The organism is Curtobacterium phoenicis (assembly GCF_047238015.1).
Taxonomy (GTDB): Bacteria; Actinomycetota; Actinomycetes; order Actinomycetales; family Microbacteriaceae; genus Curtobacterium.
The window spans coordinates 2,356,339-2,379,863 of record NZ_JBDFLZ010000002.1 but is presented as its reverse complement, the minus strand read 5'-3'; the positions used below and the strand labels follow the sequence as shown (position 1 = coordinate 2,379,863).

At 71.3% G+C, this 23,525-nt stretch carries 22 protein-coding genes; 21 read left to right on the top strand and 1 reads right to left on the bottom strand.

The window, feature by feature from the left end; all coding sequences use genetic code 11:
- The first annotated feature begins 102 nt into the window (after nt 1–102).
- From rpsD to aroB, 8 genes are all read left to right on the top strand, one after another.
- On the top strand, nt 103–732 hold the full coding sequence (gene rpsD / locus ABC270_RS11450) for a 30S ribosomal protein S4 (RefSeq protein WP_058726527.1): 630 nt from the start codon (nt 103–105) through the stop codon (nt 730–732).
- Nucleotides 733–858: 126 nt separating this feature from the next.
- A complete protein-coding gene (locus ABC270_RS11445) occupies nt 859–1,041 on the top strand; it encodes a hypothetical protein (RefSeq protein WP_096899128.1) in 183 nt (60 codons plus the stop codon).
- Between the two features lie 62 nt (nt 1,042–1,103).
- Nucleotides 1,104–3,761: an alanine--tRNA ligase gene (alaS, locus tag ABC270_RS11440; RefSeq protein WP_412880909.1), complete on the top strand. Its 2,658-nt coding sequence runs from the start codon at nt 1,104–1,106 to the stop codon at nt 3,759–3,761.
- 8 nt (nt 3,762–3,769) lie between these two features.
- Nucleotides 3,770–4,213 (top strand): Holliday junction resolvase RuvX, encoded by a 444-nt coding sequence (ruvX, locus tag ABC270_RS11435; RefSeq protein WP_412882081.1) that lies wholly within the window; start codon nt 3,770–3,772, stop codon nt 4,211–4,213.
- A gap of 91 nt (nt 4,214–4,304) precedes the next feature.
- Nucleotides 4,305–5,864, top strand: coding sequence for an endolytic transglycosylase MltG (gene mltG / locus ABC270_RS11430; RefSeq protein ID WP_412880908.1), 1,560 nt, complete (start codon nt 4,305–4,307; stop codon nt 5,862–5,864).
- A gap of 42 nt (nt 5,865–5,906) precedes the next feature.
- The gene (gene aroC, locus ABC270_RS11425; protein ID WP_412880907.1) at nt 5,907–7,127 is read left to right on the top strand and encodes a chorismate synthase; all 1,221 of its coding nucleotides are present in this window, start codon (nt 5,907–5,909) and stop codon (nt 7,125–7,127) included.
- Between the two features lie 50 nt (nt 7,128–7,177).
- A complete protein-coding gene (locus tag ABC270_RS11420; RefSeq protein ID WP_412880906.1) occupies nt 7,178–7,780 on the top strand; it encodes a shikimate kinase in 603 nt (200 codons plus the stop codon).
- Complete coding sequence (aroB, locus tag ABC270_RS11415) at nt 7,777–8,874, top strand: 3-dehydroquinate synthase (RefSeq protein ID WP_412880905.1); 1,098 nt, start codon at nt 7,777–7,779, stop codon at nt 8,872–8,874. Before ABC270_RS11420 ends, aroB begins: the two co-directional genes overlap by 4 nt.
- A 25-nt stretch (nt 8,875–8,899) precedes the next feature.
- Here aroB and ABC270_RS11410 read toward each other — a convergent pair whose 3' ends face one another.
- On the bottom strand, nt 8,900–9,079 hold the full coding sequence (locus tag ABC270_RS11410) for a hypothetical protein (protein WP_412880904.1): 180 nt from the start codon (nt 9,077–9,079) through the stop codon (nt 8,900–8,902).
- A 171-nt stretch (nt 9,080–9,250) separates the two neighbouring features.
- Here ABC270_RS11410 and ABC270_RS11405 point away from each other — a divergent pair, with 171 nt between their 5' ends.
- From ABC270_RS11405 to metK, 13 genes are all read left to right on the top strand, one after another.
- Entirely contained in the window at nt 9,251–10,939 is a 1,689-nt protein-coding gene (locus ABC270_RS11405; RefSeq protein WP_412880903.1) for an ABC1 kinase family protein, read from the top strand.
- 160 nt (nt 10,940–11,099) lie between these two features.
- Entirely contained in the window at nt 11,100–11,663 is a 564-nt protein-coding gene (gene efp / locus ABC270_RS11400; protein WP_022902498.1) for an elongation factor P, read from the top strand.
- A 10-nt stretch (nt 11,664–11,673) separates the two neighbouring features.
- Entirely contained in the window at nt 11,674–12,150 is a 477-nt protein-coding gene (gene nusB, locus ABC270_RS11395; protein ID WP_412880902.1) for a transcription antitermination factor NusB, read from the top strand.
- A 57-nt stretch (nt 12,151–12,207) separates the two neighbouring features.
- Nucleotides 12,208–12,798, top strand: coding sequence for a bifunctional pyr operon transcriptional regulator/uracil phosphoribosyltransferase PyrR (gene pyrR, locus ABC270_RS11390; RefSeq protein ID WP_412880901.1), 591 nt, complete (start codon nt 12,208–12,210; stop codon nt 12,796–12,798).
- Nucleotides 12,795–13,790: an aspartate carbamoyltransferase catalytic subunit gene (locus ABC270_RS11385; RefSeq protein ID WP_412880900.1), complete on the top strand. Its 996-nt coding sequence runs from the start codon at nt 12,795–12,797 to the stop codon at nt 13,788–13,790. The genes pyrR and ABC270_RS11385 overlap by 4 nt, the downstream gene beginning before the upstream one ends.
- Entirely contained in the window at nt 13,787–15,166 is a 1,380-nt protein-coding gene (locus ABC270_RS11380) for a dihydroorotase (protein WP_412880899.1), read from the top strand. Before ABC270_RS11385 ends, ABC270_RS11380 begins: the two co-directional genes overlap by 4 nt.
- Nucleotides 15,163–15,708, top strand: coding sequence for a PH-like domain-containing protein (locus ABC270_RS11375; RefSeq protein ID WP_412880898.1), 546 nt, complete (start codon nt 15,163–15,165; stop codon nt 15,706–15,708). The genes ABC270_RS11380 and ABC270_RS11375 overlap by 4 nt, the downstream gene beginning before the upstream one ends.
- Nucleotides 15,708–16,907, top strand: coding sequence for a glutamine-hydrolyzing carbamoyl-phosphate synthase small subunit (gene carA / locus ABC270_RS11370; RefSeq protein WP_412880897.1), 1,200 nt, complete (start codon nt 15,708–15,710; stop codon nt 16,905–16,907). The genes ABC270_RS11375 and carA overlap by 1 nt, the downstream gene beginning before the upstream one ends.
- Nucleotides 16,907–20,185 (top strand): carbamoyl-phosphate synthase large subunit, encoded by a 3,279-nt coding sequence (gene carB / locus ABC270_RS11365; RefSeq protein ID WP_412880896.1) that lies wholly within the window; start codon nt 16,907–16,909, stop codon nt 20,183–20,185. Before carA ends, carB begins: the two co-directional genes overlap by 1 nt.
- Before the next feature lie 11 nt (nt 20,186–20,196).
- The gene (pyrF, locus tag ABC270_RS11360; RefSeq protein ID WP_412880895.1) at nt 20,197–21,084 is read left to right on the top strand and encodes an orotidine-5'-phosphate decarboxylase; all 888 of its coding nucleotides are present in this window, start codon (nt 20,197–20,199) and stop codon (nt 21,082–21,084) included.
- Nucleotides 21,081–22,001 (top strand): guanylate kinase, encoded by a 921-nt coding sequence (gene gmk, locus ABC270_RS11355; RefSeq protein ID WP_412880894.1) that lies wholly within the window; start codon nt 21,081–21,083, stop codon nt 21,999–22,001. Before pyrF ends, gmk begins: the two co-directional genes overlap by 4 nt.
- Before the next feature lie 36 nt (nt 22,002–22,037).
- On the top strand, nt 22,038–22,301 hold the full coding sequence (gene rpoZ / locus ABC270_RS11350; RefSeq protein ID WP_022906709.1) for a DNA-directed RNA polymerase subunit omega: 264 nt from the start codon (nt 22,038–22,040) through the stop codon (nt 22,299–22,301).
- Nucleotides 22,302–22,306: 5 nt separating this feature from the next.
- Entirely contained in the window at nt 22,307–23,521 is a 1,215-nt protein-coding gene (metK, locus tag ABC270_RS11345) for a methionine adenosyltransferase (protein WP_412880893.1), read from the top strand.
- Nucleotides 23,522–23,525 lie beyond the last annotated feature (4 nt).

Genomic DNA, 23,525 nt, shown 5'->3' with positions numbered 1-23,525 from the left:
GATCCCACAGGCTCATCCCTCTGGATCCCATCGCGGGGTTCGTCGGTGCGTGCGCGTGCCGAGACCCGCGATCCGTTCAGTTCAGACAGAGAAAAGGACCCTGTGTCTACCAAGTCACGCACCCGTAGCAAGACCCGCCTCTCCCGCGCGCTCGGCATCCCGCTGACGCCGAAGGCGGCCCGGTACCTCGAGAAGCGCCCCTACGGCCCCGGTGAGCACGGCCGCACCCGCCGTCGCGCGGACAGCGACTACGCCGTCCGTCTCCGTGAGAAGCAGCGTCTGCGCGCCCAGTACGGCATCCGCGAGAAGCAGCTCCGCATCGTCTTCGAAGAGGCCCGCAAGACGAAGGGCCTGACCGGTGAGAACCTGGTCGAGCTCCTCGAGCAGCGCCTCGACGCCCTCGTGCTCCGTGCCGGCTTCGCCCGCACCACCGCGCAGGCTCGTCAGCTGATCGTGCACCGCCACATCCTCGTCGACGGCAAGCTCGTCGACCGTCCGTCCTTCCGCGTGAAGGAGGGGCAGCTCATCCACGTGAAGCAGCGCTCCGAGTCCCTCGAGCCGTTCCAGGTCGCCGCCGCCGGTGGGCACCAGGAAGTCCTGCCGAAGGTCCCGGGCTACCTCGAGGTCGAGATCGACAAGCTCCAGGCCCGCCTCGTGCGTCGCCCGAAGCGCGCCGAGGTCCCCGTGACCTGTGAAGTGCAGCTCGTCGTCGAGTACTACGCAGCGCGCTGATCGCCTGATCACCCACGAACGGCGGGTCGTCCTCTCAGAGGGCGGCCCGCCGTTCCGTGTTCCCGCCCAGCACCGCCACTAAGCTTGTCGGGCGTGCACACCACGCACGCGAGAGGGAGAGGCACCGTGAAGCAGCTGTTCTTCGTCGCCGTCGGCGTCGTCATCGGGTTCGTCGTCGCGCACCAGGTCGCGAACACGCCCGCCGGTGCGCGCTTCTTCGCCGACGTGAACGCGCGGACGAAGGCCTTCGCGGACGCCGTCGCCGACGGGTACAAGTCCCGCGACGCGGAACTCCGCACCGACGTCTGAGCGCGGCTTCCGACCGACGCACGTCCTCCTCCCACGCACTCGACCTGAAACCAGGAAGCACCATGCAGACCGCAGAGATCCGCCGCCGTTGGCTCCAGTTCTTCGGCGACCGCGGGCACACCGTCGTCCCGTCCGCGTCGCTCGTCTCGGACGACCCGTCGCTCCTGTTCACGGTGGCCGGCATGGTCCCGTTCATCCCGTACCTCACCGGGCTCGTCCCGGCGCCGTACCCCCGTGCGACGAGCGTCCAGAAGTGCATCCGCACGAACGACATCGAAGAGGTCGGCAAGACCCCGCGGCACGGCACGTTCTTCCAGATGAACGGGAACTTCTCGTTCGGCGACTACTTCAAGGAGCAGGCGATCCAGTACGCCTGGGAGCTCCTCACCACGCCGGAGTCCGACGGCGGCCTCGGCTTCTCGCCGGACGACCTCTGGGTCACGGTGTACGAGGACGACGACGAGGCGATCGCGTTCTGGAAGCAGCACTCGTCGCTGCCCGACGAGCGGATCCAGCGGCTCGGCAAGGACACCAACTACTGGTCGACCGGACAGCCCGGCCCGGCGGGGCCCTGCTCGGAGATCTTCTTCGACCGCGGTCCGGCCTACGGTGTCGACGGCGGCCCGGCGACGGACGACGACCGCTACGTCGAGATCTGGAACCTCGTGTTCATGCAGTACCAGATCGCCGACGTGCGGTCGAAGTACGACTTCGAGATCACCGGCGAGCTGCCGAACAAGAACATCGACACCGGCATGGGCCTGGAGCGCGTCGCGTTCATCAAGCAGGGCGTCGACAACATGTACGAGATCGACCAGGTGCGCCCGGTCCTCGACAAGGCGGCCGAGGTGTCCGGCCGGCGTTACGGTGCCGTGCACGAGGACGACGTCCGGATGCGCGTCATCGCCGACCACGTGCGCTCCGCCCTCATGCTCATCGCCGACGGTGTCTCGCCCTCGAACGAGGGGCGCGGCTACATCCTCCGCCGTCTGCTCCGCCGCACCGTGCGCGCGATGCGTCTGCTCGGTGTCGAGGGTGCGACGTTCCCCGAACTGTTCCCGGCCTCCCGCGACGCCATGAAGGACGCCTACCCGGAGGTCGCCGACGGCTACGACCGCATCGCCCGGATCGCCTACGCGGAGGAGGAGACCTTCCTCCGGACGCTCGCGCAGGGCACGACGATCCTCGACGTCGCGGTCGAGCGCGCGAAGGCGGACGGCAAGCCCGCGATCGGCGGTGACACCGCGTTCCTGCTCCACGACACGTTCGGCTTCCCCATCGACCTCACGCTCGAGATGGCCGAGGAAGCGGGGGTCCAGGTCGACCGCGGTGCGTTCGACACCCTGATGTCGGAGCAGCGCGCCCGTGCGAAGGCGGACGCGAAGAGCAAGAAGACCGCGCTCGCGGACCTCAGCGTCTACAGCGCGTTCCGCGCCAAGGGCGAGACGACCTTCCTCGGCTACGACGCGCTCGAGGCGGAGACCACCGTCCTCGGCATCATCGTCGACGGCGTGAGCGTCGACCGTGCGGTCGCGGGCGACATCGCCGAGGTCATCCTCGGCGAGACCTCGCTCTACGCGGAGTCCGGCGGTCAGGACGCCGACCAGGGCTCGATCATCGGCAACGGCTTCGACCTCGAGGTCCTCGACGTGCAGCGTCCGGTCACGGGCCTGTGGAGCCACACCGTGCAGGTCCGCTCGGGCGAGGTCGGTGTCGGCGACGCCGCCACGACCGTCGTCGACGCGGAGTACCGCCGAGGCGCGACGCAGGCCCACTCGGCGACGCACCTCGTGAACGCGGCGCTGCGGGACATCCTCGGCCCGGAGGCCCTGCAGGCCGGTTCGTACAACAAGTCGGGCTACATGCGGCTCGACTTCTCGTGGTCGCAACCGGTGTCGCTCGAGACGCGCTCAGAGATCGAGGACGTCGTCAACACCGCGATCCGCTCGGACCTCGAGGTCTCGACACGGGTGCTCCCGCTGGCCGAGGCGAAGGAGCTCGGTGCGCAGGCGCTGTTCGGCGAGAAGTACGGCGCCGAGGTCCGCATGGTCGACATCGGCGGGCCGTGGTCGCGCGAACTCTGCGGCGGCACCCACGTCGCCTCGAGCGCGCAGGTCGGTCTCGTCAACCTCGTGGGGGAGTCGAGCGTCGGTTCGACGAACCGTCGCGTCGAGGCCCTCGTCGGCATCGAGGGCTTCCGCGACCTCGCCGTCGAACGGACCATCGTGTCCCAGCTCTCGAGCGCGCTCAAGGCGCCCCGTGAGGACCTCCCGACGCGCATCCAGTCACTCATGGACGACCTGAAGACCGCGCAGAAGCGGATCGCCGAGTTCGAGTCGGCGAACCTGCAGCAGCGCGTGCCGGCCATCGCGCGGACGGCATCGACCGTCGGTGCCACGACCGTCGTCGCGGAGACCGTCGACGGCCTCCAGTCCGGCGACGACCTCCGCTCGCTCGCCACGGGGGTCCGTGCGCAGCTCGGCGACGGCGCGGCGGTGGTCGTGCTCGGAGCCGTGGTGAACGAGAAGCCGGTGGTCATCGTCGCCACGAACGACGCGGCGCGCGCTGCCGGCGTGCAGGCCGGTCCGCTCGCCAAGGAGGCGGCCGGGGTCCTCGGCGGCGGCGGCGGCGGCAAGCCGGACCTCGCCCAGGGCGGCGGCACCGACGCGGCGGCGCTGCCCGCGGCGCTCCGGGCCGTGACCGCTCGCCTGGCGGGCTGAGCGTGGCGATCCGGTCCGGGCGGCGGCTCGGCATCGACGTCGGCCGTGCCCGGATCGGGGTCGCCGTGTGCGACCGTGACGGACTGCTCGCGACGCCGGTGGAGACCGTCCGCCGTGACGACGACACCGACCTCGCTCGGATCCTCGCGATCGCCGACGACTACGACGTGCTCGAGGTGGTCGTCGGGCTCCCGCTGTCGATGTCCGGCGGGGACACCCCCTCGACCGAGGACGCGCGGGCGTTCGCCGGCCGGATCGCCGAGCACCGTCCGGTCCGGCTCGTGGACGAACGGTTGTCGACGGTCACGGCGCAGCGCGGGCTGCACCAGGCCGGCCGGAACACGAAGAAGTCCCGCGCCGTGATCGACCAAGCGGCCGCTGTTATCATTCTGCAACACGCGCTCGACCACGAGCGTGCGTCCGGTGCCCCACCAGGGGCCGAGCTCCCCTGACGGACGAGCCCAGCGAACTGCGGGCTCCGACGGACCGCTGCCGATTGCGGTGTCCCAGGTGGAGTCCCCGAACGAGAGACCAGAGGATCCGTTGGCAGACGACCTGGACTGGAACGCGATCATCTCGCCCGCCGGTGACGCCGGACGGCGACGAGCCGGCGACGACGCCGACCCGGACACCGATCGCCCGCTGTCGCGACGCGAGGCTCGTGCGCGCGAAGAGGCGGCCCGCGACGCAGCCGCACGTGACGAGGCTGCGCGTGATGCTGCAGCTCGCGACGCTGATCAGGGGGCGGCGGCCCGTGGAGACGTCGGATCGGGGACGGCCGCAACGACACCGGACCGGACGGCAGAGCCGATGCGCACGTCGGGGCCGGCTCCGCGTCGAGACCGCGCGCGCCCGGTGTCGCCGGCGGACGCGCCCGTCGCGACCAGCGCCGACGAGCTGCACCCCGAGGTGACCGCCCTGCTCACCGGCGAGCACGTGGTGCCGCAGGACGAGGTGGCGCGAGCCGCGGCAGCAGGAGCAGGCGAGGGTCGTGGCGGTGGCGGCCGTGCCTCCCGGCCGGGTCGCGGACCGCGACCGCCGCGGCGACGCGGGCCGCTCATCGCGGGACTCGTCATCGTGGCGATCGTCCTCGCCGGCGGGGTCGCCGGCTACCAGTTCATCGCACCGAAGGTGCAACAGGTCATCGCCGCCGTCACCGGCGCGCAGGAGTCGGACGACTACAGCGGCGACGGGACCGGCAAGGTCACCATCACGATCCGCCAGGGCGACATCGGCGAGGACGTCGCGAAGACCCTCCAGCGCAGCGACGTCGTGAAGAGCTCGAAGGTCTTCTACAAGCTCCTGCTGCAGTCGCCCGAGGTGCAGTTCCAGCCGGGCTCGTACACCCTGAAGAAGGAGATGAGCTCGAAGGCGGCCCTCGCGGCGCTGCAGGATCCGTCGAACGCCGTGAAGGCGTCGATCGTCATCCCGGAGGGCACCGCCCTGAAGGACATCGAGGCCGGCATGGTCTCGAAGGCGGGTCTCACCGAGGCCGAGGTGTCCGCCGCCGCGGAGGACGTGTCCTCGTACGGGTTGCCGGCGAACGCCACGACGCTCGAGGGCTGGCTCTTCCCGGCGACGTACCCGATCAACCCGGGGTGGACCGCGAAGCAGTACTTCCAGTCGATGGTCGACACGATGAAGGAGCACCTGGCATCCGCCGGTGTGGCGGAGAAGGACCAGGAGCGCGTCATCATCTTCGCGTCCCTCGTGCAGAAGGAGGCCGGCCTCGCCGCCGACTACCCGAAGGTCGCGCGGGTGTTCCAGAACCGGCTCGACGTCGACATGCCGCTCCAGTCCGACGCCACCGTCGCCTACGGGACGGGGAACACCCACCGGGTGACCACCACCGACGCCGAGCGGAACGACGCGTCCAACAAGTACAACACCTACGTGCACAAGGGGCTCCCGCCGGCGCCGATCTCCAACCCGGGTGACATCGCCATCAAGGCAGTCACGAACATGGCGCAGGGCAAGTGGCTGTACTTCGTGACCGTGAACCTCGAGACCGGCGAGACCGTGTTCTCCGACACCTACGCCGAGCACCAGGTCGCCGTCGCGCGGTTCCAGGCGTGGCTGCGGGCGCACCCCGACTACCAGTAGGCCCGGCGTCGCACACGACCTCGCTGTGGGAGGATTGACACCATGCTTCGTTGGTTGACTGCTGGTGAGTCCCACGGACCCGAACTGATCGCGATGCTCGAGGGCCTGCCCGCGGGTGTCCCGGTGTCGTTCGAGTCCATCCGTACCGACCTCGCGCGCCGCAAGCTCGGGTACGGACGGGGCTCCCGCATGAAGTTCGAGCAGGACGAGCTGCACGTCTCCGGCGGTGTCCGGCACGGCTACTCGCTCGGCAGCCCGATCGCGATCCGCATCGGCAACACCGAATGGCCCAAGTGGGTCGAGGTCATGAGCCCCGAGCCGGTCGAGCAGACCGAGATGTCGCGCGGGCGTTCGGCGCCGCTGACCCGTCCGCGACCCGGTCACGCCGACCTCGTCGGCATGCAGAAGTACGGCTTCGACGAGGCCCGCCCGATCCTCGAGCGCGCGTCAGCCCGTGAGACCGCTGCCCGGGTGGCACTCGGCGCCGTCGCGAAGTCCTTCCTCGCCGAGCTCGGGATGCGCTCGGTCGCGCACACGCTGCAGGTCGGCACGGTCCGGGTCCCGGACGGCACCGCGCTCCCGCTGCCCGAGGACGTCGACCGCCTCGACGATGACCAACTGCGCTGCTTCGACGCCGAGACGTCGGCCCGCATGGTCACCGAGGTCGAGGCGGCGAAGAAGGACGGCGACACCCTCGGCGGCGTCGTCGAGGTCCTGTTCTACGGTGTGCCGCCGGGGCTCGGGTCGCACGTGCAGTGGGACCGACGACTCGACGCGCGCCTCGCCGCAGCGATCATGGGCATCCAGGCGATCAAGGGAGTCGAGGTCGGTGACGGGTTCGCGACCGCCGGACGCCGCGGCTCCGAAGCGCACGACGAGCTCTACCGTGAGGACGGCGAGATCGTCCGGACGACGGATCGTGCGGGCGGGACCGAGGGCGGCATGTCCACCGGCACCGTGCTGCGTGTCCGGGCCGGGATGAAGCCGATCGCGACCGTGCCGCACGCCCTCCACACGATCGACGTCACGACGGGTGAGGACGCGTCCGCGCACCACCAGCGTTCCGACGTCTGTGCGGTCCCCGCATCGGGCGTCGTGGCGGAGGCGATGGTCGCGCTCGTCCTCGCCGACGCGGTCCTCGAGAAGTTCGGTGGTGACAGCGTGGCGGAGACGAAGCGGAACCTCGACGCGTACCTCGCGTCGATCCCCGAGACGCTCCGCTCGCGTCGCACCGAGTCGGCGGAAACCACGCCCGTCCCGTGAGCGGCGGACCGCGGGCTGGCGCACCACGCGCGGGTCGGCTCTCGGCGCCCGTGGTCGTCATCGGCCCGATGGGCGCGGGGAAGTCGACCGTCGGCAAGCGTGTCGCGAAGGCCCTCGACGTGCCATTCACGGACACGGACCACGTGATCGTCCGCGACCACGGGCCCATCCCCGCGATCTTCGAGACGCGGGGCGAGCCGGTGTTCCGCGAGCTCGAAGCCGCTGCGGTGCGCGACGCCGTGACCACGGGTGGCGTGGTCGCCGTCGGGGGCGGTGCGGTGACGCACGCCGCCACCCGCGAGGCACTCGCCGGGGCACGGATCGTGCTCCTCACGGTGTCGCCCGAGGCGGTGGCCGAGCGGATCGCCGGGAGCGACCGTCCGTTGCTCGCGCACGGCGGCATCGATGCGTGGCAGACCATCATGGACGAACGCGCGGCGACGTACGCCGAACTCGCCCACGTCGTCCTCGACACCTCGCGTCGGCCGATGTCCCACGTCGTGGCCGACGTCGTGGCATGGGTCCGCGATCTCGAACAGCACGCAGGCGCACCCGCTGCAGGCGCACCGGGTGCGACCACCGGAGGCGTTCCGGGTGCGACCGCACCGGGTGCGGGCGGACCGCACACGACCGAACCAGGAGTGACACCGTGACCGAAGCCGTCCTGCCCGAGGGCACCACCGAGATCCGCGTCGGCGGGGACGACGGCTACGTCGTCGCCGTCGGCAACGGGCTGCTCGGCTCCGTGCCCGCGCTGCTCGGGCCCCGTGTCGCGAAGGTCCTCATCGTGCACGCGCCGACCCTCGGCGCGCGGGCGAACGACCTCCGCTCGCTGCTCGTGGATGCCGGGCTCGAGGCCCTCATCGCCGAGGTGCCGGACGCCGAGGGGGCGAAGCGCGTCGAGGTGGCGGCGTTCTGCTGGCAGATCATGGGGCAGTCGGACTTCACCCGGACGGACGCGGTGATCGGGCTCGGCGGGGGAGCCGTCACCGACCTCGCCGGCTTCGTCGCCGCGACCTGGCTCCGCGGTGTGCCGTACGTGGCCATCCCCACGAGCGTGCTCGGCATGGTCGACGCGAGCGTCGGGGGCAAGACGGGGATCAACACGAACGAGGGCAAGAACCTCGTCGGTGCGTTCTTCGCTCCGCGCGCGGTCGTCGCGGACCTCGACCTCGTGCGGTCCCTCCCGCGCAACGAGATCCTCACCGGGTTCGCGGAGATCGTGAAGGCCGGGTTCATCGCCGTCCCGGAGATCCTCGACGTGATCGAGGCCGACGTCGCGCGCGTGACAGACCCGACCACGCCCGAGTTCCGCCGGGTGGTCGAGCTGGCGATCGCGCTCAAGGCGCAGGTCGTGTCGGACGACTTCACCGAGCAGGGCCGACGGGAGATCCTCAACTACGGTCACACCCTCGGCCACGCGATCGAGCACGCCGAGCGGTACCAGTGGCGGCACGGAGCGGCCGTCGCGGTCGGCATGGTCTTCGCCGCGGAGCTCGCGCGCCTCACTGGGCACCTCGACGACGCCACCGTCGACCGACACCGCTCGATCCTCGAGTCGCTCGAGCTGCCGACCTCCTACGGGATCGGACGCTGGGAAGGTCTGCTCGCGACGATGCGACGCGACAAGAAGGCGCGTGCCGGGATGCTGCGGTTCATCATCCTCGACGGTGTCGGCAAGCCGACGACGCTCGAGGGGCCGGAGGATCACCTGCTGTTCACTGCGTACCAGGAGGTCGGCGTCTAGCCGGACGTCGAGTGCGCGGGCGGGCTCAGCGCAACACGCGCCGGGTGCGCCGCCACCACCACTTCACCCGCATCGACACGGTGAGGACGTTGGTGCGACGCCACTCCAGGTACTCCGGAACCGTGGCGCCGTTCGTGTACGCCCAGTACTCGTCATCGTCGCGATCCGGGTCCATGGCGTCGGGCAGGGGCGTCAGGATGGGCATCTCGGCCACCCTACGGGACCCTCGGCCCGACGCGAGCCGGCCTGTGGAACGCGCGCCGTGCCTCCCGACTGTGCAGGACCCGTCCGCACACCTGGCGGCACCCCGTACAGGGACCGTCCGCGTACCCGGCGCGTACCCGCCGGACCCAGCCCACGGGAGCACACTGGTCCGGTGCCCACCCCGCCCCGCCTGAGCGACCTCGGCCAACAGGACGCGGACGTCGGCAGCCTGCGCACCCGCGGCCGCCGCTTCGCCGAACTCCTCCGCATCGCCCGACGTCACCACCTCCTCCCGTTCCGCCGCCTCGACTTCTCCCGGGACCCGGAGACGAGCGAGCTGCGACGTGACCAGGCCGAGCACCTCCGCCGCGCCCTCGAGGAGGCGGGCGGCGGGTTCGTCAAGATGGGGCAGCTGCTCTCCACCCGGGACGACCTGCTCCCGGACGAGTGGACGGAGGGGCTCGCGCACCTGCAGCGGAACGTGGCGCCCGCGCCGGCGGACCAGGTCGCCGAGCTCCTCGCGACCGAGCTGCACGCCCCGGTCGACGAGGTCTTCGCGGCGTTCGACCCCGAGCCCGTCGCTGCCGCATCGATCGCGCAGGTGCACCGCGCGCGGCTGCACGACGGCACCGAGGTCGCCGTCAAGGTGCAGCGGCCCGGCATCGACACAGCCGTCCGCCGTGACGTCGACATCGCGTTGCGGGTCGTGCGGTTCCTGGCGCGGACGAGCACCGAGGCGCGGCAGGTCGGTGTCGTCGACGTGGCGGCACAGTACGCAGCCGACCTGGTCCGGCAGGTGGACTTCTCGTCGGAGGCCCGGAACCTCGCTGCGTTGCGCGCCGCGCAGGCCCGGAGCGCACGCCCGGACGAGGTCTACCTGCCCGTGCCGTACCCCGAGCTGTCCGGCCGCCGGGTGCTCGTGATGGAGTTCCTCGAGGGCGACACGCTCAGCGCGCTGCGCGCGCAGCGCTCGGACCGTGACCTCGACGCGCCGATGCGCGCGATCCTCCGCGCGTTCCTCCGGCAGGTCGTCTTCGACGGGCTCTACCACGCGGACCTCCACCCGGGGAACGTCGTGCTCCTGCCCGACGGTCGGCCCGCGTTGATCGACTTCGGGTCGGTCGGGAGGCTCGACCCCGGTCTCCGGGACACGGTCCAGGAGCTGCTGGCCGGCTACCTCCAGGACGACACGGCCCGGATCGCCGACAACGTCCTGCGGATGGCGCCGGTGCGCGACCCGCGGGACGAGGCCGACTTCCGTCGGGACATCGCGCGCTTCGTCGCGGACGAGCTCGGCCCCGGCGCGCGCATCGGTGTGCAGACCGTGGACGACGCCGTCGAGGTGTTCGGGCGCTACCGCTTGAAGCCGCCGCCCGACTTCGTGGCGGCGGCACGGGCACTCGCGATCTTCGAGGGCACGCTCCGGACGCTGGCACCCTCGTTCGACCTGCTCGAGGAGTCGCGGGACCTCGCGAAGCAGCAGATCCGCGACCAGCTGCGGCCGTCGGCGCTGCGGGACGTCGCGGTCCGCGAGCTGTTCGGGGTGGTGTCCGCGGCACGGAAGCTCCCGCGGCGGGTCGACCGGATCACGGAGGCGCTCGAGACCGGTCGGCTGTCGGTGAACATCCGGCTCTTCGGGGACCGGCAGGACCGCCGACTGGTGACGGGGCTCATCCGGCGCATCCTGCTCGTGCTGCTGGGGTCGGGTGCCGGGATCCTGTCGATCGTGTACCTGACGCTGCCGACCCGTCCGACGGCGGTGCTGTCGACCGGGGTGGCGGGCGGTCTGCTGGGCGGAGCGACGGTCGTGCTCCTCGGCTGGGCGGCGATCGACGCGTGGCGGGCGCGGCGGCGGGACTGAGCCGGGCGTCCGCGCCCCACGCCCTGCCGGAGCGGTGCCGAGCCGTGCGACGCGGACCCGTCCGCTACACTCGTCGGGGCGTCGCGCCGATCCGGCCAGCGACCGCCGCGCCGGACCCCGCGTCCGCGAGACCTTCACAACACCATCGAACGGAAGACCCATGGCGAGCACCACTGACATCAAGAACGGCGCCGTTCTCATCATCGACGGCCAGCTCTGGTCGGTCGTCGAGTTCCAGCACGTCAAGCCGGGCAAGGGCGGTGCGTTCGTCCGCACGAAGCTCAAGAACGTCGTGTCCGGCAAGGTCGTCGACCGCACGTTCAACGCCGGCGCCAAGATCGACACCGCGACCGTCGACCGCCGCGACTACCAGTACCTCTACCAGGACGGCGAGTCGTACGTGTTCATGGACACCGACACGTACGACCAGATCCCCGTCTCGGAGACCGTCGTGGGCGACGCGAAGAACTACCTCCTCGAGTCCGCCATGGTCACCATCGCGATGAACGAGGGCAACCCGCTCTACATCGAGCTCCCGACGTCGATCGTCACCGAGGTCGAGACCGAGCCGGGCCTCCAGGGCGACCGCTCGTCCGGTGGCACGAAGGACGCGACGATCATCGCGACCGGTCACCGCATCCAGGTCCCGCTGTACCTGGAGAACGGCACCACCGTGAAGATCGACACGCGCGACGGCAGCTTCCTCGGCCGCGTCAACAACTAGGCGACGCCGTATGAGTGCTCGTTCGAAGGCCCGCAAGCGCGCCCTCGACATGCTGTACGTGGCGGAGGTCCGTGAACTCCCGATCACCGACGTCCTCGCGACGGAGACCGTCCGACACCTCGACCAGCCCGAGCGTGCGTCGAGCTGGGACTACGCCCGGCAGATCGTCACGGGTGTCGACGAGGCGCGGCACGAGATCGACTCCGTGATCGTCGACCACGCCCAGGGGTGGTCCATCGCCCGGATGCCGGTGCTCGACCGCTGCATCCTCCGCATGGGTGTGTGGGAGCTCCGCTTCAACAGCGAGGTGCCCGACGCCGTCGCGATCGCCGAGGCCGTCGAGCTCGCGCAGTCCCTGTCGACGGAGGAGTCCGCGGGCTTCGTCAACGGCGTGCTCGGAGCCGTCGCGGGTGGTCGGGCTCCCGGCTCGAAGGAGCAGGCTGCACCGTCCGGCCGGACGGTCGCAGGGGGCCAGGAGTCCCGGTAGGGTTGACCACGTCAGCATCCTTTAAGTCCGTCCGGTGAGGCGGGGAAGGAGGTCGGCGTGGGTACCCGAACGGTCCTGCAGCACACCGACATCACGCGTGCCCTGACACGCATCGCGCACGAGATCCTCGAGGCCAACCACGGCGCCTCGGACCTCGTGCTGCTGGGCATCCCGACACGGGGTGCCGTCCTGGCGGAGCGCCTCGCCGCGGTCCTGTCCGACATCGAGCCCGAGTGGGCCGCCGACCGCGACCAGCGGCTCGGCACCCTCGACGTGACGATGCACCGCGACGACCTGGGCCACGGCATCGGCCGGGCGCCGCACCGCACCACGATCCCGACGAGCGGCATCGACGGCAAGGTCGTCGTGTTGGTCGACGACGTGCTCTACTCGGGTCGCACCGTGCGTGCCGCGCTCGACGCCCTCCAGGGGATCGGCCGGCCGCGGGCGGTCCGGCTCGCGGTGCTCGTCGACCGCGGGCACCGCGAGCTCCCGATCCGCGCGGACCACGTCGGCAAGAACCTCCCGACGGCGTCCGACGAGCGGGTCACGCTCCGGCTGACCGAGACGGACGGCACCGACGAGGTCGTCATCGAGCAGCCCGGGGCCGAGCAGCCCGGGGCGCAGCGTTCGGGGATGACGTCGTGAAGCACCTGTTGTCCACCGCCGACCTCTCCCGTGCCGAGGCCGTCCACATCCTCGACGTCGCGGAGGAGATGGCCGACGTCAACGACCGCGAGGTCCGGAAGCTCCCGGCCCTCCGCGGCAAGACGGTGGTGAACCTCTTCTTCGAGGACTCCACCCGCACCCGCATCTCGTTCGAGGCGGCCGCCAAGCGGCTCTCCGCCGACGTCATCAACTTCGCGGCGAAGGGATCGAGCGTCTCGAAGGGCGAGTCGCTGAAGGACACCGTCCAGACCCTCGGCGCGATGGGCATCGACGGCATCGTCATGCGGCACGGCGCGTCCGGCGCCCCACGGGTGCTCGCGGACGCCGACTGGATCGACGTCCCGGTCGTCAACGCCGGCGACGGCACGCACGAGCACCCGACGCAGGCCCTGCTCGACGCGTTCACGATGCGTCGCCGCCTGCACGGTGCCGCCAGTCGGGGGAAGGGCCTGGACGGTGTCCGCGTCGCGATCGTCGGCGACGTCCTGCACAGCCGGGTCGCGCGGAGCAACGCGTGGCTCCTCCGCACGCTCGGCGCCGAGGTCACGTTCGTCGCCCCGCCCACGCTGCTGCCGGCCGTCGAGCGCCCGTTCGGCGCGGCGGTGCACCACGACCTCGACGTCGCCCTCGCGGAGGACCCCGACGTGGTCATGCTGCTGCGCATCCAGCAGGAGCGCATGCACGACGCGTTCTTCCCGAACGAGCGCGAGTACACGCGGCACTTCGGACTCACCGCGGCACGTGCAGCCGGCCTGTCCGATCGGACGCTGATCATGCATCCCGGCCCCATGAACCGGGGCCTGGAGATCGCCGGCGTCGCCGCCGACGACCCGCGTTCGACGGTCGTCGAGCAGGTCGCCAACGGCGTGAGCGTCCGCATGGCGGTCCTCTACCTCGCCCTCACCGGCTCGGAGGCCACCACCGCGGCCGCGCAGCCGACCGCAGCACCCACGAAGGAGACCGTCGCATGACCGCCCACCTCATCCGCGGCGCGCAACTGGTCGACGGCACGCGTGCCGACATCCGCCTGGAGGGACGGCGCATCACCGCGGTCGGGTCCGGTCTCGACACGGCCGGCGCCACGGTCGTCGATGCGGACGGCCTGATCGCCCTGCCCGGTCTCGTGGACCTGCACACGCACCTCCGTGAACCCGGTGGTGAGGAGTCCGAGACGGTCCGGACCGGTTCCCGCGCGGCGGCCGCCGGCGGCTTCACCGCCGTGAACGCGATGGCGAACTCGAACCCGGTGGCGGACACCGCCGGTGTGGTCGAGCAGGTCCAGGCGCTCGGCGACGACGCGGGCTACGTCACGGTCCGCCCGATCGGGGCCGTGTCGCAGGGCCTGCAGGGCACGCACCTGTCGGAGATCGGGGCGATGGCGACGAGCCGCGCGCGGGTCCGGGTGTTCTCGGACGACGGCTCGTGCGTCGCGGACCCGCTGCTCATGCGTCGGGCGCTCGAGTACGTGAAGGGCTTCGGTGGCGTCATCGCGCAGCACGCCCAGGAGCCGCGGCTCACGACCGGCGCCCAGATGAACGAGGGCCGGCTGTCGTCGGAGCTCGGGCTCGCGGGGTGGCCGGCCGTCGCGGAAGAGGCCATCATCGCGCGCGACGTGCTGCTCGCCGACCACGTCGGAGCCCGCCTGCACGTGTGCCACGTCTCGACCGCCGGCAGCGTCGAGGTCATCCGCTGGGCGAAGTCCCGCGGGATCGACGTCACGGCCGAGGTCACGCCGCACCACCTGGTGCTCACCGAGGACCGCATCGCCGGCATCGACGGCGCCCCCGGGTACGACGCCCGCTACAAGGTGAACCCGCCGCTTCGCGCCCGTGAGGACGTCGAGGCACTCCGGGCCGCCCTCGCCGACGGCACGATCGACATCGTCGCCACCGACCACGCGCCGCACACCGCCGAGGCGAAGTGCTGCGAGTGGCCGGCCGCCGCGAACGGGATGGTCGGTCTCGAGTCGGCGCTGAGCGTCGTGCAGTCCGCGGTGGTGGACTCCGGGCAACTCGCCTGGTCGGACGTCGCCCGCGTGCTCTCCGAAGCACCGGCGCGCATCGGGAAGGTCGAGGGCCACGGGCAGCGGATCGCCGAGGGGGCTCCGGCCGAGGTGACCCTGTACGACCCGAGCGCGTCACGCGAGTTCGCCGTGACCGACCTCGCCGGCCAGTCGCAGAACTCGCCGTACCTCGGCATGCGGCTGCCGGGTCGGGTCGTCGCCACGTTCCACCACGGCTACCCGACCGTGCTCGACGGCGCGGTCGTCGACGACGAGACGGTCGCGGCACGGGCATCCGAGACGGCCGCGGCGCACGCATCCGCGGCTCGGGAGTCCGCACGGTGAGCGGCGACGCCGCCCGGTGGCTCACCGGGGGAGTCATCCTCCTCCTGGTGGCCCTGCTGTTCCTCGCGATGGCGCGCACCTGGCGGACCCGCACCCGAGCGCAGGCCGCAGCCGTGCCTCCCGTCCCGGTCCCGGCAGACCCGGGTCCGCAGGTCGGATCGTGGGACGGCTTCACGGTCGCGACGACCCGAGCGGACCAGCCGCTGGAGCGCATCACCGCCGGGGGCCTCGGGTTCCGCAGCCGTGGCGGCGTGACCGTCCACGAGCACGGCGTGGTGCTGCACCACGCCGGGGCACCCGACCGCTGGGTCGCTGCCGACGCCGTCCGCGGCGCCGACCGCGCCACGTGGGCCATCGACCGCGTGGTCGAGCCCGGGGGACTGGTCCGTCTGCGATGGACGGCGACCGGCGCCGCAGGTGCGACGGACCTCGACACCTACTTCCGGTTCCCGGAGGGCGACGCGGCAGCAGCACTCGCCGCCCTGCAGGGACCGACGACGAAGCACGAGCACCCGCACACCGCGGGCGAAGGGACGAACTGATGACACGCGAACGGGCCGTACTGGTCCTCGAGGACGGCACCCGCTACGAGGGTCGGGCGTACGGCGCCCGAGGCCGATCCCTGGGTGAGGTGGTCTTCGCGACCGGCATGACCGGCTACCAGGAGACGCTGACCGACCCGTCCTACGCCGGGCAGATCGTGGTGCAGACCGCGCCGCACATCGGCAACACGGGTGTGAACGACGAGGACCCCGAGTCCCGCCGCATCTGGGTGGCCGGGTACGTCGTGCGCGACCCCAGCCGCATCGTGTCGAACCACCGCGCGAACGCGACGCTCGACGACCACCTCGTCCGTGACGGCATCGTGGGCATCTCCGGGGTCGACACCCGGGCGCTCACCCGGCGGATCCGCGACGCGGGCGCGATGAAGGGCGGCGTGTTCAGCGGTCCCGAGGCGGACCGGTCGCCCGACGAGCAGCTCGCGGCCGTCCGCGAGCAGGCCGGGATGGCCGGCGCGAGCTTCTCCTCGGTCGTGTCCACCCCCGAGACCTACGTGGTCCCCGCGGTCGGCGAGCAGATCGGCAGGCTGGCCGTGCTCGACCTCGGGGTCAAGGCCTCGACCACCCGGTACCTCGCCGAGCGCGGGTTCGAGGTGCACGTCGTGCCGCAGGACATCACCGCCGAGGCCCTCGAGGCGCTCGCTCCGGACGCCCTCTTCTACTCGAACGGCCCCGGCGACCCCGCAGCCTCCGACGCCCAGGTGTCGCTGCTGCAGGAGTCGCTGAAGACCGGTCGCCCGTTCTTCGGCATCTGCTTCGGCAACCAGCTCCTCGGCCGTGCGCTCGGCTTCGGCACGTACAAGCTGCCGTTCGGCCACCGCGGCATCAACCAGCCCGTGCTCGACACCACCACGGGCAAGGTCGAGATCACGAGCCAGAACCACGGCTTCGCGGTCGACGCGCCACTCGGCGAGGTCGTCGAGTCGCCGGCCGGGTTCGGCCGCGTCGAGGTCTCCCACTACTCCCTGAACGACAACGTGGTCGAGGGCCTCCGCGCGCTCGACGTCCCCGCGTTCAGCGTGCAGTACCACCCCGAGGCGGCGGCGGGTCCGCACGACTCGATGTACCTGTTCGACCGGTTCGCGGACCTCGTCCGTGCCCGACGCGACGGTCGACCGCTCGACGCGGCCACCGCCGACGCCACGACCCCCGCAGCCGACGTCACCAAGGAAGCCAACTGATGCCGAAGCGCGCAGACATCAACTCCGTCCTCGTCATCGGCTCCGGCCCGATCGTCATCGGGCAGGCCGCCGAGTTCGACTACTCGGGCACCCAGGCGTGCCGCGTCCTCCGTGCCGAGGGCGTCCGCGTCATCCTCGTCAACCCGAACCCGGCGACGATCATGACCGACCCCGACTTCGCCGACGCGACCTACATCGAGCCGATCACGAGCGCCTTGCTCGAGGAGATCATCAAGATCGAGCAGCCCGACGCGGTCCTGCCGACCCTCGGCGGCCAGACCGCGCTGAACGCCGCGATCAAGCTCGACGCCGAGGGCATCCTCGAGAAGTACGGCGTCGAGCTCATCGGCGCGAAGGTCGACGCGATCCAGCGCGGCGAGGACCGCCAGCTCTTCAAGGAGCTCGTGCTCGAGTCCGGCGCCGACGTCGCCCGCAGCCACATCGCACACACCCTCGAAGAAGCCAAGGAGTACGCGGCGGACCTCGGCTACCCGCTCGTCGTCCGTCCGTCCTTCACGATGGGCGGCCTCGGCTCGGGCTTCGCCTACAACGAGGAGGAGCTCGTCCGGTTCGTGGGCGACGGCCTCCAGTCGAGCCCGACCACCGAGGTGCTCCTCGAGGAGTCGATCCTCGGCTGGAAGGAGTACGAGCTCGAGCTCATGCGCGACAACTTCGACAACACCGTCGTCATCTGCTCGATCGAGAACGTCGACCCGGTGGGCGTCCACACGGGTGACTCGATCACCGTCGCTCCGGCACTGACGCTGACCGACCGCGAGTACCAGAACATGCGGAACATCGGCATCGACATCATCCGCCGGGTGGGCGTCGACACCGGTGGCTGCAACATCCAGTTCGCGGTCGACCCGTCGAACGGCCGGATCATCGTCATCGAGATGAACCCTCGCGTGTCGCGCTCGTCGGCGCTGGCCTCGAAGGCGACGGGCTTCCCGATCGCGAAGATCGCCGCGAAGCTCGCCATCGGGTACCGCCTCGACGAGATCCAGAACGACATCACGCAGGTGACGCCGGCGAGCTTCGAGCCCACGCTCGACTACGTCGTCGTGAAGACCCCGCGGTTCGCGTTCGAGAAGTTCCCGGCAGCCGACGCCACGCTCACCACGACGATGAAGAGCGTCGGCGAGGCCATGGCGATCGGGCGCAACTACGCGACCGCGCTGCAGAAGTCGCTCCGGTCGCTCGAGAAGCGCGGGTCGTCGTTCCACTGGGACACGCCGGCCGCCGAGCTCGACAAGGACGCGCTGCTCGAGAAGTCGAAGACCCCGACCGACGGCCGGATCGTCACGGTGCAGCAGGCGCTCGTGGCCGGTGCCACCGCGGAAGAGGTCTTCGAGGCCACCGGGATCGACCCGTGGTTCATCGACCAGATCGTCCTCATCAACGAGGTCGCCGACGAGGTGGCGGCCGCCGAGACCCTCGACGCCGACACCCTCCGGTGGGCGAAGGAGCACGGCTTCTCGGACGCGCAGATCGCGTCGCTCCGGGGCACCACCGAGCAGGAGGCCCGCGATTCCCGGCACGCGCTGGGCATCCGCCCGGTCTTCAAGACGGTCGACACCTGCGCCGGCGAGTTCCCCGCCCTCACGCCCTACCACTACTCGTCGTACGACACCGAGACCGAGGTCGCCGCGAGCGACCGCAAGAAGGTCGTCATCCTCGGCTCCGGCCCGAACCGCATCGGCCAGGGCGTCGAGTTCGACTACTCCTGCGTGCACGCGTCCTTCGCGCTGAGCGACGCCGGGTTCGAGACGATCATGATCAACTGCAACCCGGAGACCGTCTCCACCGACTACGACACGTCGGACCGCCTGTACTTCGAGCCGCTGACGACCGAGGACGTCCTCGAGGTCATCGAGGCCGAGCGGGCGTCCGGTGAGCTCGTCGGCGTGGTCGTGCAGCTCGGCGGCCAGACGGCCCTCGGGCTCGCGAAGCCGCTCGAGGCCGCGGGCATCCCGATCCTCGGCACCTCGCCCGCCGCCATCGACTCGGCCGAGGAACGCGGGCAGTTCGCCGCGATCCTCGACGAAGCCGGGCTCCTCGCGCCGCGCAACGGCACAGCCCACGACCTCGCGAGCGCGACCGCGGTGGCGGAGGAGATCGGGTACCCGGTCCTGGTCCGTCCGTCGTTCGTGCTCGGCGGTCGCGGCATGGAGATCGTCTACGACCCGACCGCCCTCGCCGACTACTTCGACCGGATGGCCGACCAGGCGATCATCGGCCCGGAGCTGCCGCTCCTGGTCGACCGGTTCCTCGACGACGCGGTGGAGATCGACGTCGACGCCCTCTTCGACGGGGAGCGCCTGTACATCGGCGGCATCATGGAGCACATCGAGGAGGCCGGCATCCACTCCGGCGACTCGGCCTGCACCCTGCCCCCGGTCGGGCTCGGCAAGGCGGAGATCCGCGGCGTGGTCGAGGCCACCGAGCGGATCGCGCGCGGCATCGGGGTCCAGGGCCTGCTCAACGTCCAGTTCGCGATCGGTGCCGGCGTGCTCTACGTCCTCGAGGCGAACCCCCGGGCCAGCCGCACGGTGCCGTTCGTCTCGAAGGCGCTCGGGATCCCGCTCGCCAAGGCCGCGAGCCGCATCATGACGGGCGCGTCCATCGACCAGCTCGTCACCGAGGGGCTCCTGCCCGAGCGCGACGGGTCGTCGGTGCCCGCGCAGGCGCCGGTCGCCGTCAAGGAGGCCGTGCTGCCCTTCCGCCGCTTCCGCACGCACGACGGCCAGGTCGTCGACTCGGTGCTCAGCCCCGAGATGCGCTCCACGGGCGAGGTCATGGGCATCGACCGCGACTTCCCGCGGGCGTTCCTCAAGTCGCAGGACGCCGCGTACGGCGGCCTGCCGACGAGCGGCACGGTGTTCGTGAGCGTCGCCGACACCGACAAGCGCCAGGTCGTCCTGCCGATCCACCGCCTCCAGCAGCTCGGCTTCACGATCACCGCGACCGAGGGCACCGCCGAGGTGCTCCGCCGCAACGGCATCGAGGTGACGCTGGTCGGCAAGTACAGCGAGGGCGGCGAGAGCGTCGTCGACCTGCTCGCCCGCGGCGAGGTCGACGTCGTCATCAACACGCCCTCCGGTGCGGCGGGTCGCGCGGACGGCTACGAGATCCGTGCGGCGACCGTCGCGGCCGACAAGCCGCTGTTCACGACGATCGCCCAGCTCGGCGCGGCGGTCGCCGCGATCGAGACGATCGGCACCGAGCACACGGTCCGCAGCCTGCAGGACTACGCGCTCGAGCGCGCCACCTGGTGACGGTCGGTCCGGTGACTGCTGACACCCGGCCGGGAGGCCCGACCTCCTTCGGCGTCCGGCTCGCGGCCGCCACGGCGTCGCGTTCCGCGCTCTGCGTCGGCATCGACCCCCACGCCGCCACCCTGGCGGCGTGGGGGCTCGGTCGCGACGAGCAGGGCCTGACCGCGTTCGGCGCGACCCTGGTCGACGCGGCCGCAGGCCGTGCCGCGATCGTGAAGCCGCAGATCGCGTTCTTCGAGGCGGCGGGGATCGCGGGGTACCGTGCGCTCGACGCGACGCTCCGTCGGGCACGCGATGCGGGCCTCCTGGTCGTCGCCGACGTGAAGCGCGGCGACATCGGCAGCACCGGTGACGACTACGCGGAGGCATGGGTCGACCGTGACGGGCCGTTCCGGGCCGACGCGATGACCGTGTCGCCGTACCTGGGGTACGGGTCGCTCCGCGGCACGATCGACACCGCGCGGGCGAACGGCGCCGGGGTCTTCGTGCTCGCGGCGACGAGCAACCCCGAGGCGCGCGTGCTGCAGACCGCGGTGCTCGCGGAGGGGCCGCGTGCCGGCCGGACCGTGGCGGCCGGTATCGTCTTGGACGTGGCAGACGACAACCAGAGCGCGGGAGAGCAGCCCCTCGGGGACGTCGGGCTCGTGCTCGGCGCGACCCTCGACCTCGACGACTTCGGGATCTCCGGCGACGACATCGGGACCGCGCCGGTGCTCGCACCGGGCTTCGGGACCCAGGGCGCCCGCATCGAGGACCTCCGCGCGCTCTACGGCTCCCGCGCCGGTCAGGTGCTCGTGAACGAGTCGCGCGGCCTGCTCACGGACGGCCCCGACGGCGTCGCCACGCTCGTCGCCGACCGCGCCGACCGGATCGCCGCAGCCCTCGGGGCCGCCGCGTGACGGAGGGGACCGACCGCGCGGCGCTCCCGGCACACCGGAACCCGCCCGAGGTCGACCGCGTCGCCGCCGCGCAGGCAGCGGTGGCGGCGCGACGCGCCCGGGCCGCGGTCAAGGCCGCGATCGTCGCGGGCGAGCGGACGCCGCTCGAGGTCGCCCGGGCCGCGTGGTCCGACGACGAGGCCCCGGCGGAGAAGTCGCTCCGCGTCCGCGACCTCCTGACGTCGCTGCCCGGCATCGGTCCGGCGCGCGCGGACTCGGTCATGCAGACGCTGCGGATCGCTTCGTCGAAGCGGCTCGGTGGTCTGGGTGTCCGGCAGCGTTCGGCGCTGGCGGACTGGCTCGCCGCGCGCGGGCAGAAGCGCACGGCGTCGAAGCTCGTCGTGCTCGCCGGTCCGACGGCCGTCGGCAAGGGCACCGTGAGCGCGTACATCCGCGAGCACTTCCCGGACGTCAACCTCAGCGTCTCCGCGACGACCCGGAAGCCCCGGCCCGGGGAGGTCGACGGCGTGCACTACTACTTCGTCGACGACGCCGAGTTCGACCGGATGATCCGCGACCGCGAGCTCCTCGAGTGGGCGACCGTGCACAACTCCTACCGGTACGGCACGCCCCGCCCGCCGATCGACCGCGCGCTCGACGCCGGTGACCGCGTGATGCTCGAGATCGACCTGCAGGGTGCTCGCCAGGTGAAGGACGCCATGCCCGAGGCGGTCCTCGTGTTCCTGCTGCCGCCCACGTGGGAGGAACTGGTCCGGCGGCTCATCGGTCGCGGCACCGAGACCGCCGAGGAACAGGCCCGCCGCCTCGAGACCGCGAAGGTCGAACTCGCGGCGCAGGACGAGTTCGACGTGAAGATCGTGAACTCGGATGTCAGCACCGCGGCACACGAAGTCGTAGACTTGTTCACTGCGCCCTGACGGGCGAGAAGTATTCTTCCCTCGACAGGAGACACCATGGCCAACCCCCAGGGCATCATCGACCCGCCCATCGACGACCTGCTCGCCAAGGTCGAGTCGAAGTACGCGCTCGTGATCTTCGCGTCGAAGCGCGCCCGCCAGATCAACGACTACTACGCCGACCTGCACGAGGGCTCGCTCTTCGACAACGTCGGCCCGCTCGTCGACTCGACGATCGACGACAAGCCGCTGTCCGTCGCGCTCCACGAGATCAACGAGGACAAGCTGACCGTCACCAAGCAGCAGCAGCCCACCGACTGATCCCGGTGACGACGAGCAACCTGCGCCTCTTCACGTCCGAGTCGGTGACCGAGGGGCACCCCGACAAGATCTGCGACCAGATCTCGGACACCATCCTCGACGCCCTGCTCGAGGTCGACCCGCACGCGCGCGTGGCCGTGGAGACCATGGTGACCACCGGTCTCGTGCACGTCGCCGGCGAGGTCACGACCTCCGGCTACGTCGAGATCCCGAAGCTGGTGCGTGACGTCATCACGGGCATCGGGTACGACTCCTCCGAGGTCTCCTTCGACGGCCGCACCTGCGGTGTCGAGGTGTCGATCGGTGCGCAGTCGCCGGACATCGCGCAGGGCGTCGACGAGTCGCTCGACAGCCGCTCCGGTGCCGGTGTCGACCCGCTCGACCGCCAGGGCGCCGGCGACCAGGGCATCATGTTCGGCTTCGCGACGAACGAGACGCCCGAGTACATGCCCGTCGCCATCTGGCTCGCGCACCGGCTGGCCGAGCGCCTCGCCGCGGTCCGGAAGTCGGGCGAACTGTCGTACCTCCGCCCGGACGGCAAGACGCAGGTCACGGTCGGCTACGACGGCGTGGTGCCGAAGACCGTCGAGACCGTCGTGCTCTCGACGCAGCACGCTCCGAGCGTCACGCTCGAGCAGCTCACCGCCGACGTCACCGAGCACGTCATCCGTCCGGTCCTCGCGCAGGTCGACCTCGACGCGTCGCACGTCGACGTGATCGTGAACCCGACCGGCCGCTTCGAGATCGGCGGCCCCCAGGGCGACGCCGGCCTCACCGGGCGCAAGGTCATCGTCGACACGTACGGCGGAGCCTCCCGCCACGGTGGTGGCGCGTTCTCCGGCAAGGACCCGTCGAAGGTCGACCGGTCGGCCGCGTACGCGCTGCGTTGGGTGGCGAAGAACGCCGTGGCCGCCGGGCTCGCCGACCGCCTCGAGGTCCAGGTCGCCTACGCGATCGGCCGTGCCAAGCCCGTCGGGCTGTACGTCGAGTCCTTCGGGACGGGCCACGTCGACGACGCCACGATCGAGGCGGCGATCCTGCAGGTCTTCGACCTCCGGCCCGCCGCGATCATCCGTGACCTCGACCTCCTCAAGCCGCGCTACGCCACCACGGCGACGTACGGGCACTTCGGTCGTGACCTCCCCGGCTTCACCTGGGAGCAGCTCGACCGCGTCGAGGAGCTGCGCGCCGCGGCAGGACTCGTCCCCGCCACCGTCTAGCGGT

Excerpts from the sequence above, each read along its gene's own strand:
- alaS (WP_412880909.1), top strand. The coding sequence starts at position 1,104 with ATGCAGACCGCAGAGATCCGCCGCCGTTGGCTCCAGTTCTTCGGCGAC.
- aroC (WP_412880907.1), top strand. The coding sequence starts at position 5,907 with ATGCTTCGTTGGTTGACTGCTGGTGAGTCCCACGGACCCGAACTGATC.
- ABC270_RS11410 (WP_412880904.1), bottom strand. The coding sequence starts at position 9,079 with ATGCCCATCCTGACGCCCCTGCCCGACGCCATGGACCCGGATCGCGAC.
- efp (WP_022902498.1), top strand. The coding sequence starts at position 11,100 with ATGGCGAGCACCACTGACATCAAGAACGGCGCCGTTCTCATCATCGAC.
- nusB (WP_412880902.1), top strand. The coding sequence starts at position 11,674 with ATGAGTGCTCGTTCGAAGGCCCGCAAGCGCGCCCTCGACATGCTGTAC.
- ABC270_RS11380 (WP_412880899.1), top strand. The coding sequence starts at position 13,787 with ATGACCGCCCACCTCATCCGCGGCGCGCAACTGGTCGACGGCACGCGT.
- carA (WP_412880897.1), top strand. The coding sequence starts at position 15,708 with ATGACACGCGAACGGGCCGTACTGGTCCTCGAGGACGGCACCCGCTAC.
- carB (WP_412880896.1), top strand. The coding sequence starts at position 16,907 with ATGCCGAAGCGCGCAGACATCAACTCCGTCCTCGTCATCGGCTCCGGC.
- rpoZ (WP_022906709.1), top strand. The coding sequence starts at position 22,038 with ATGGCCAACCCCCAGGGCATCATCGACCCGCCCATCGACGACCTGCTC.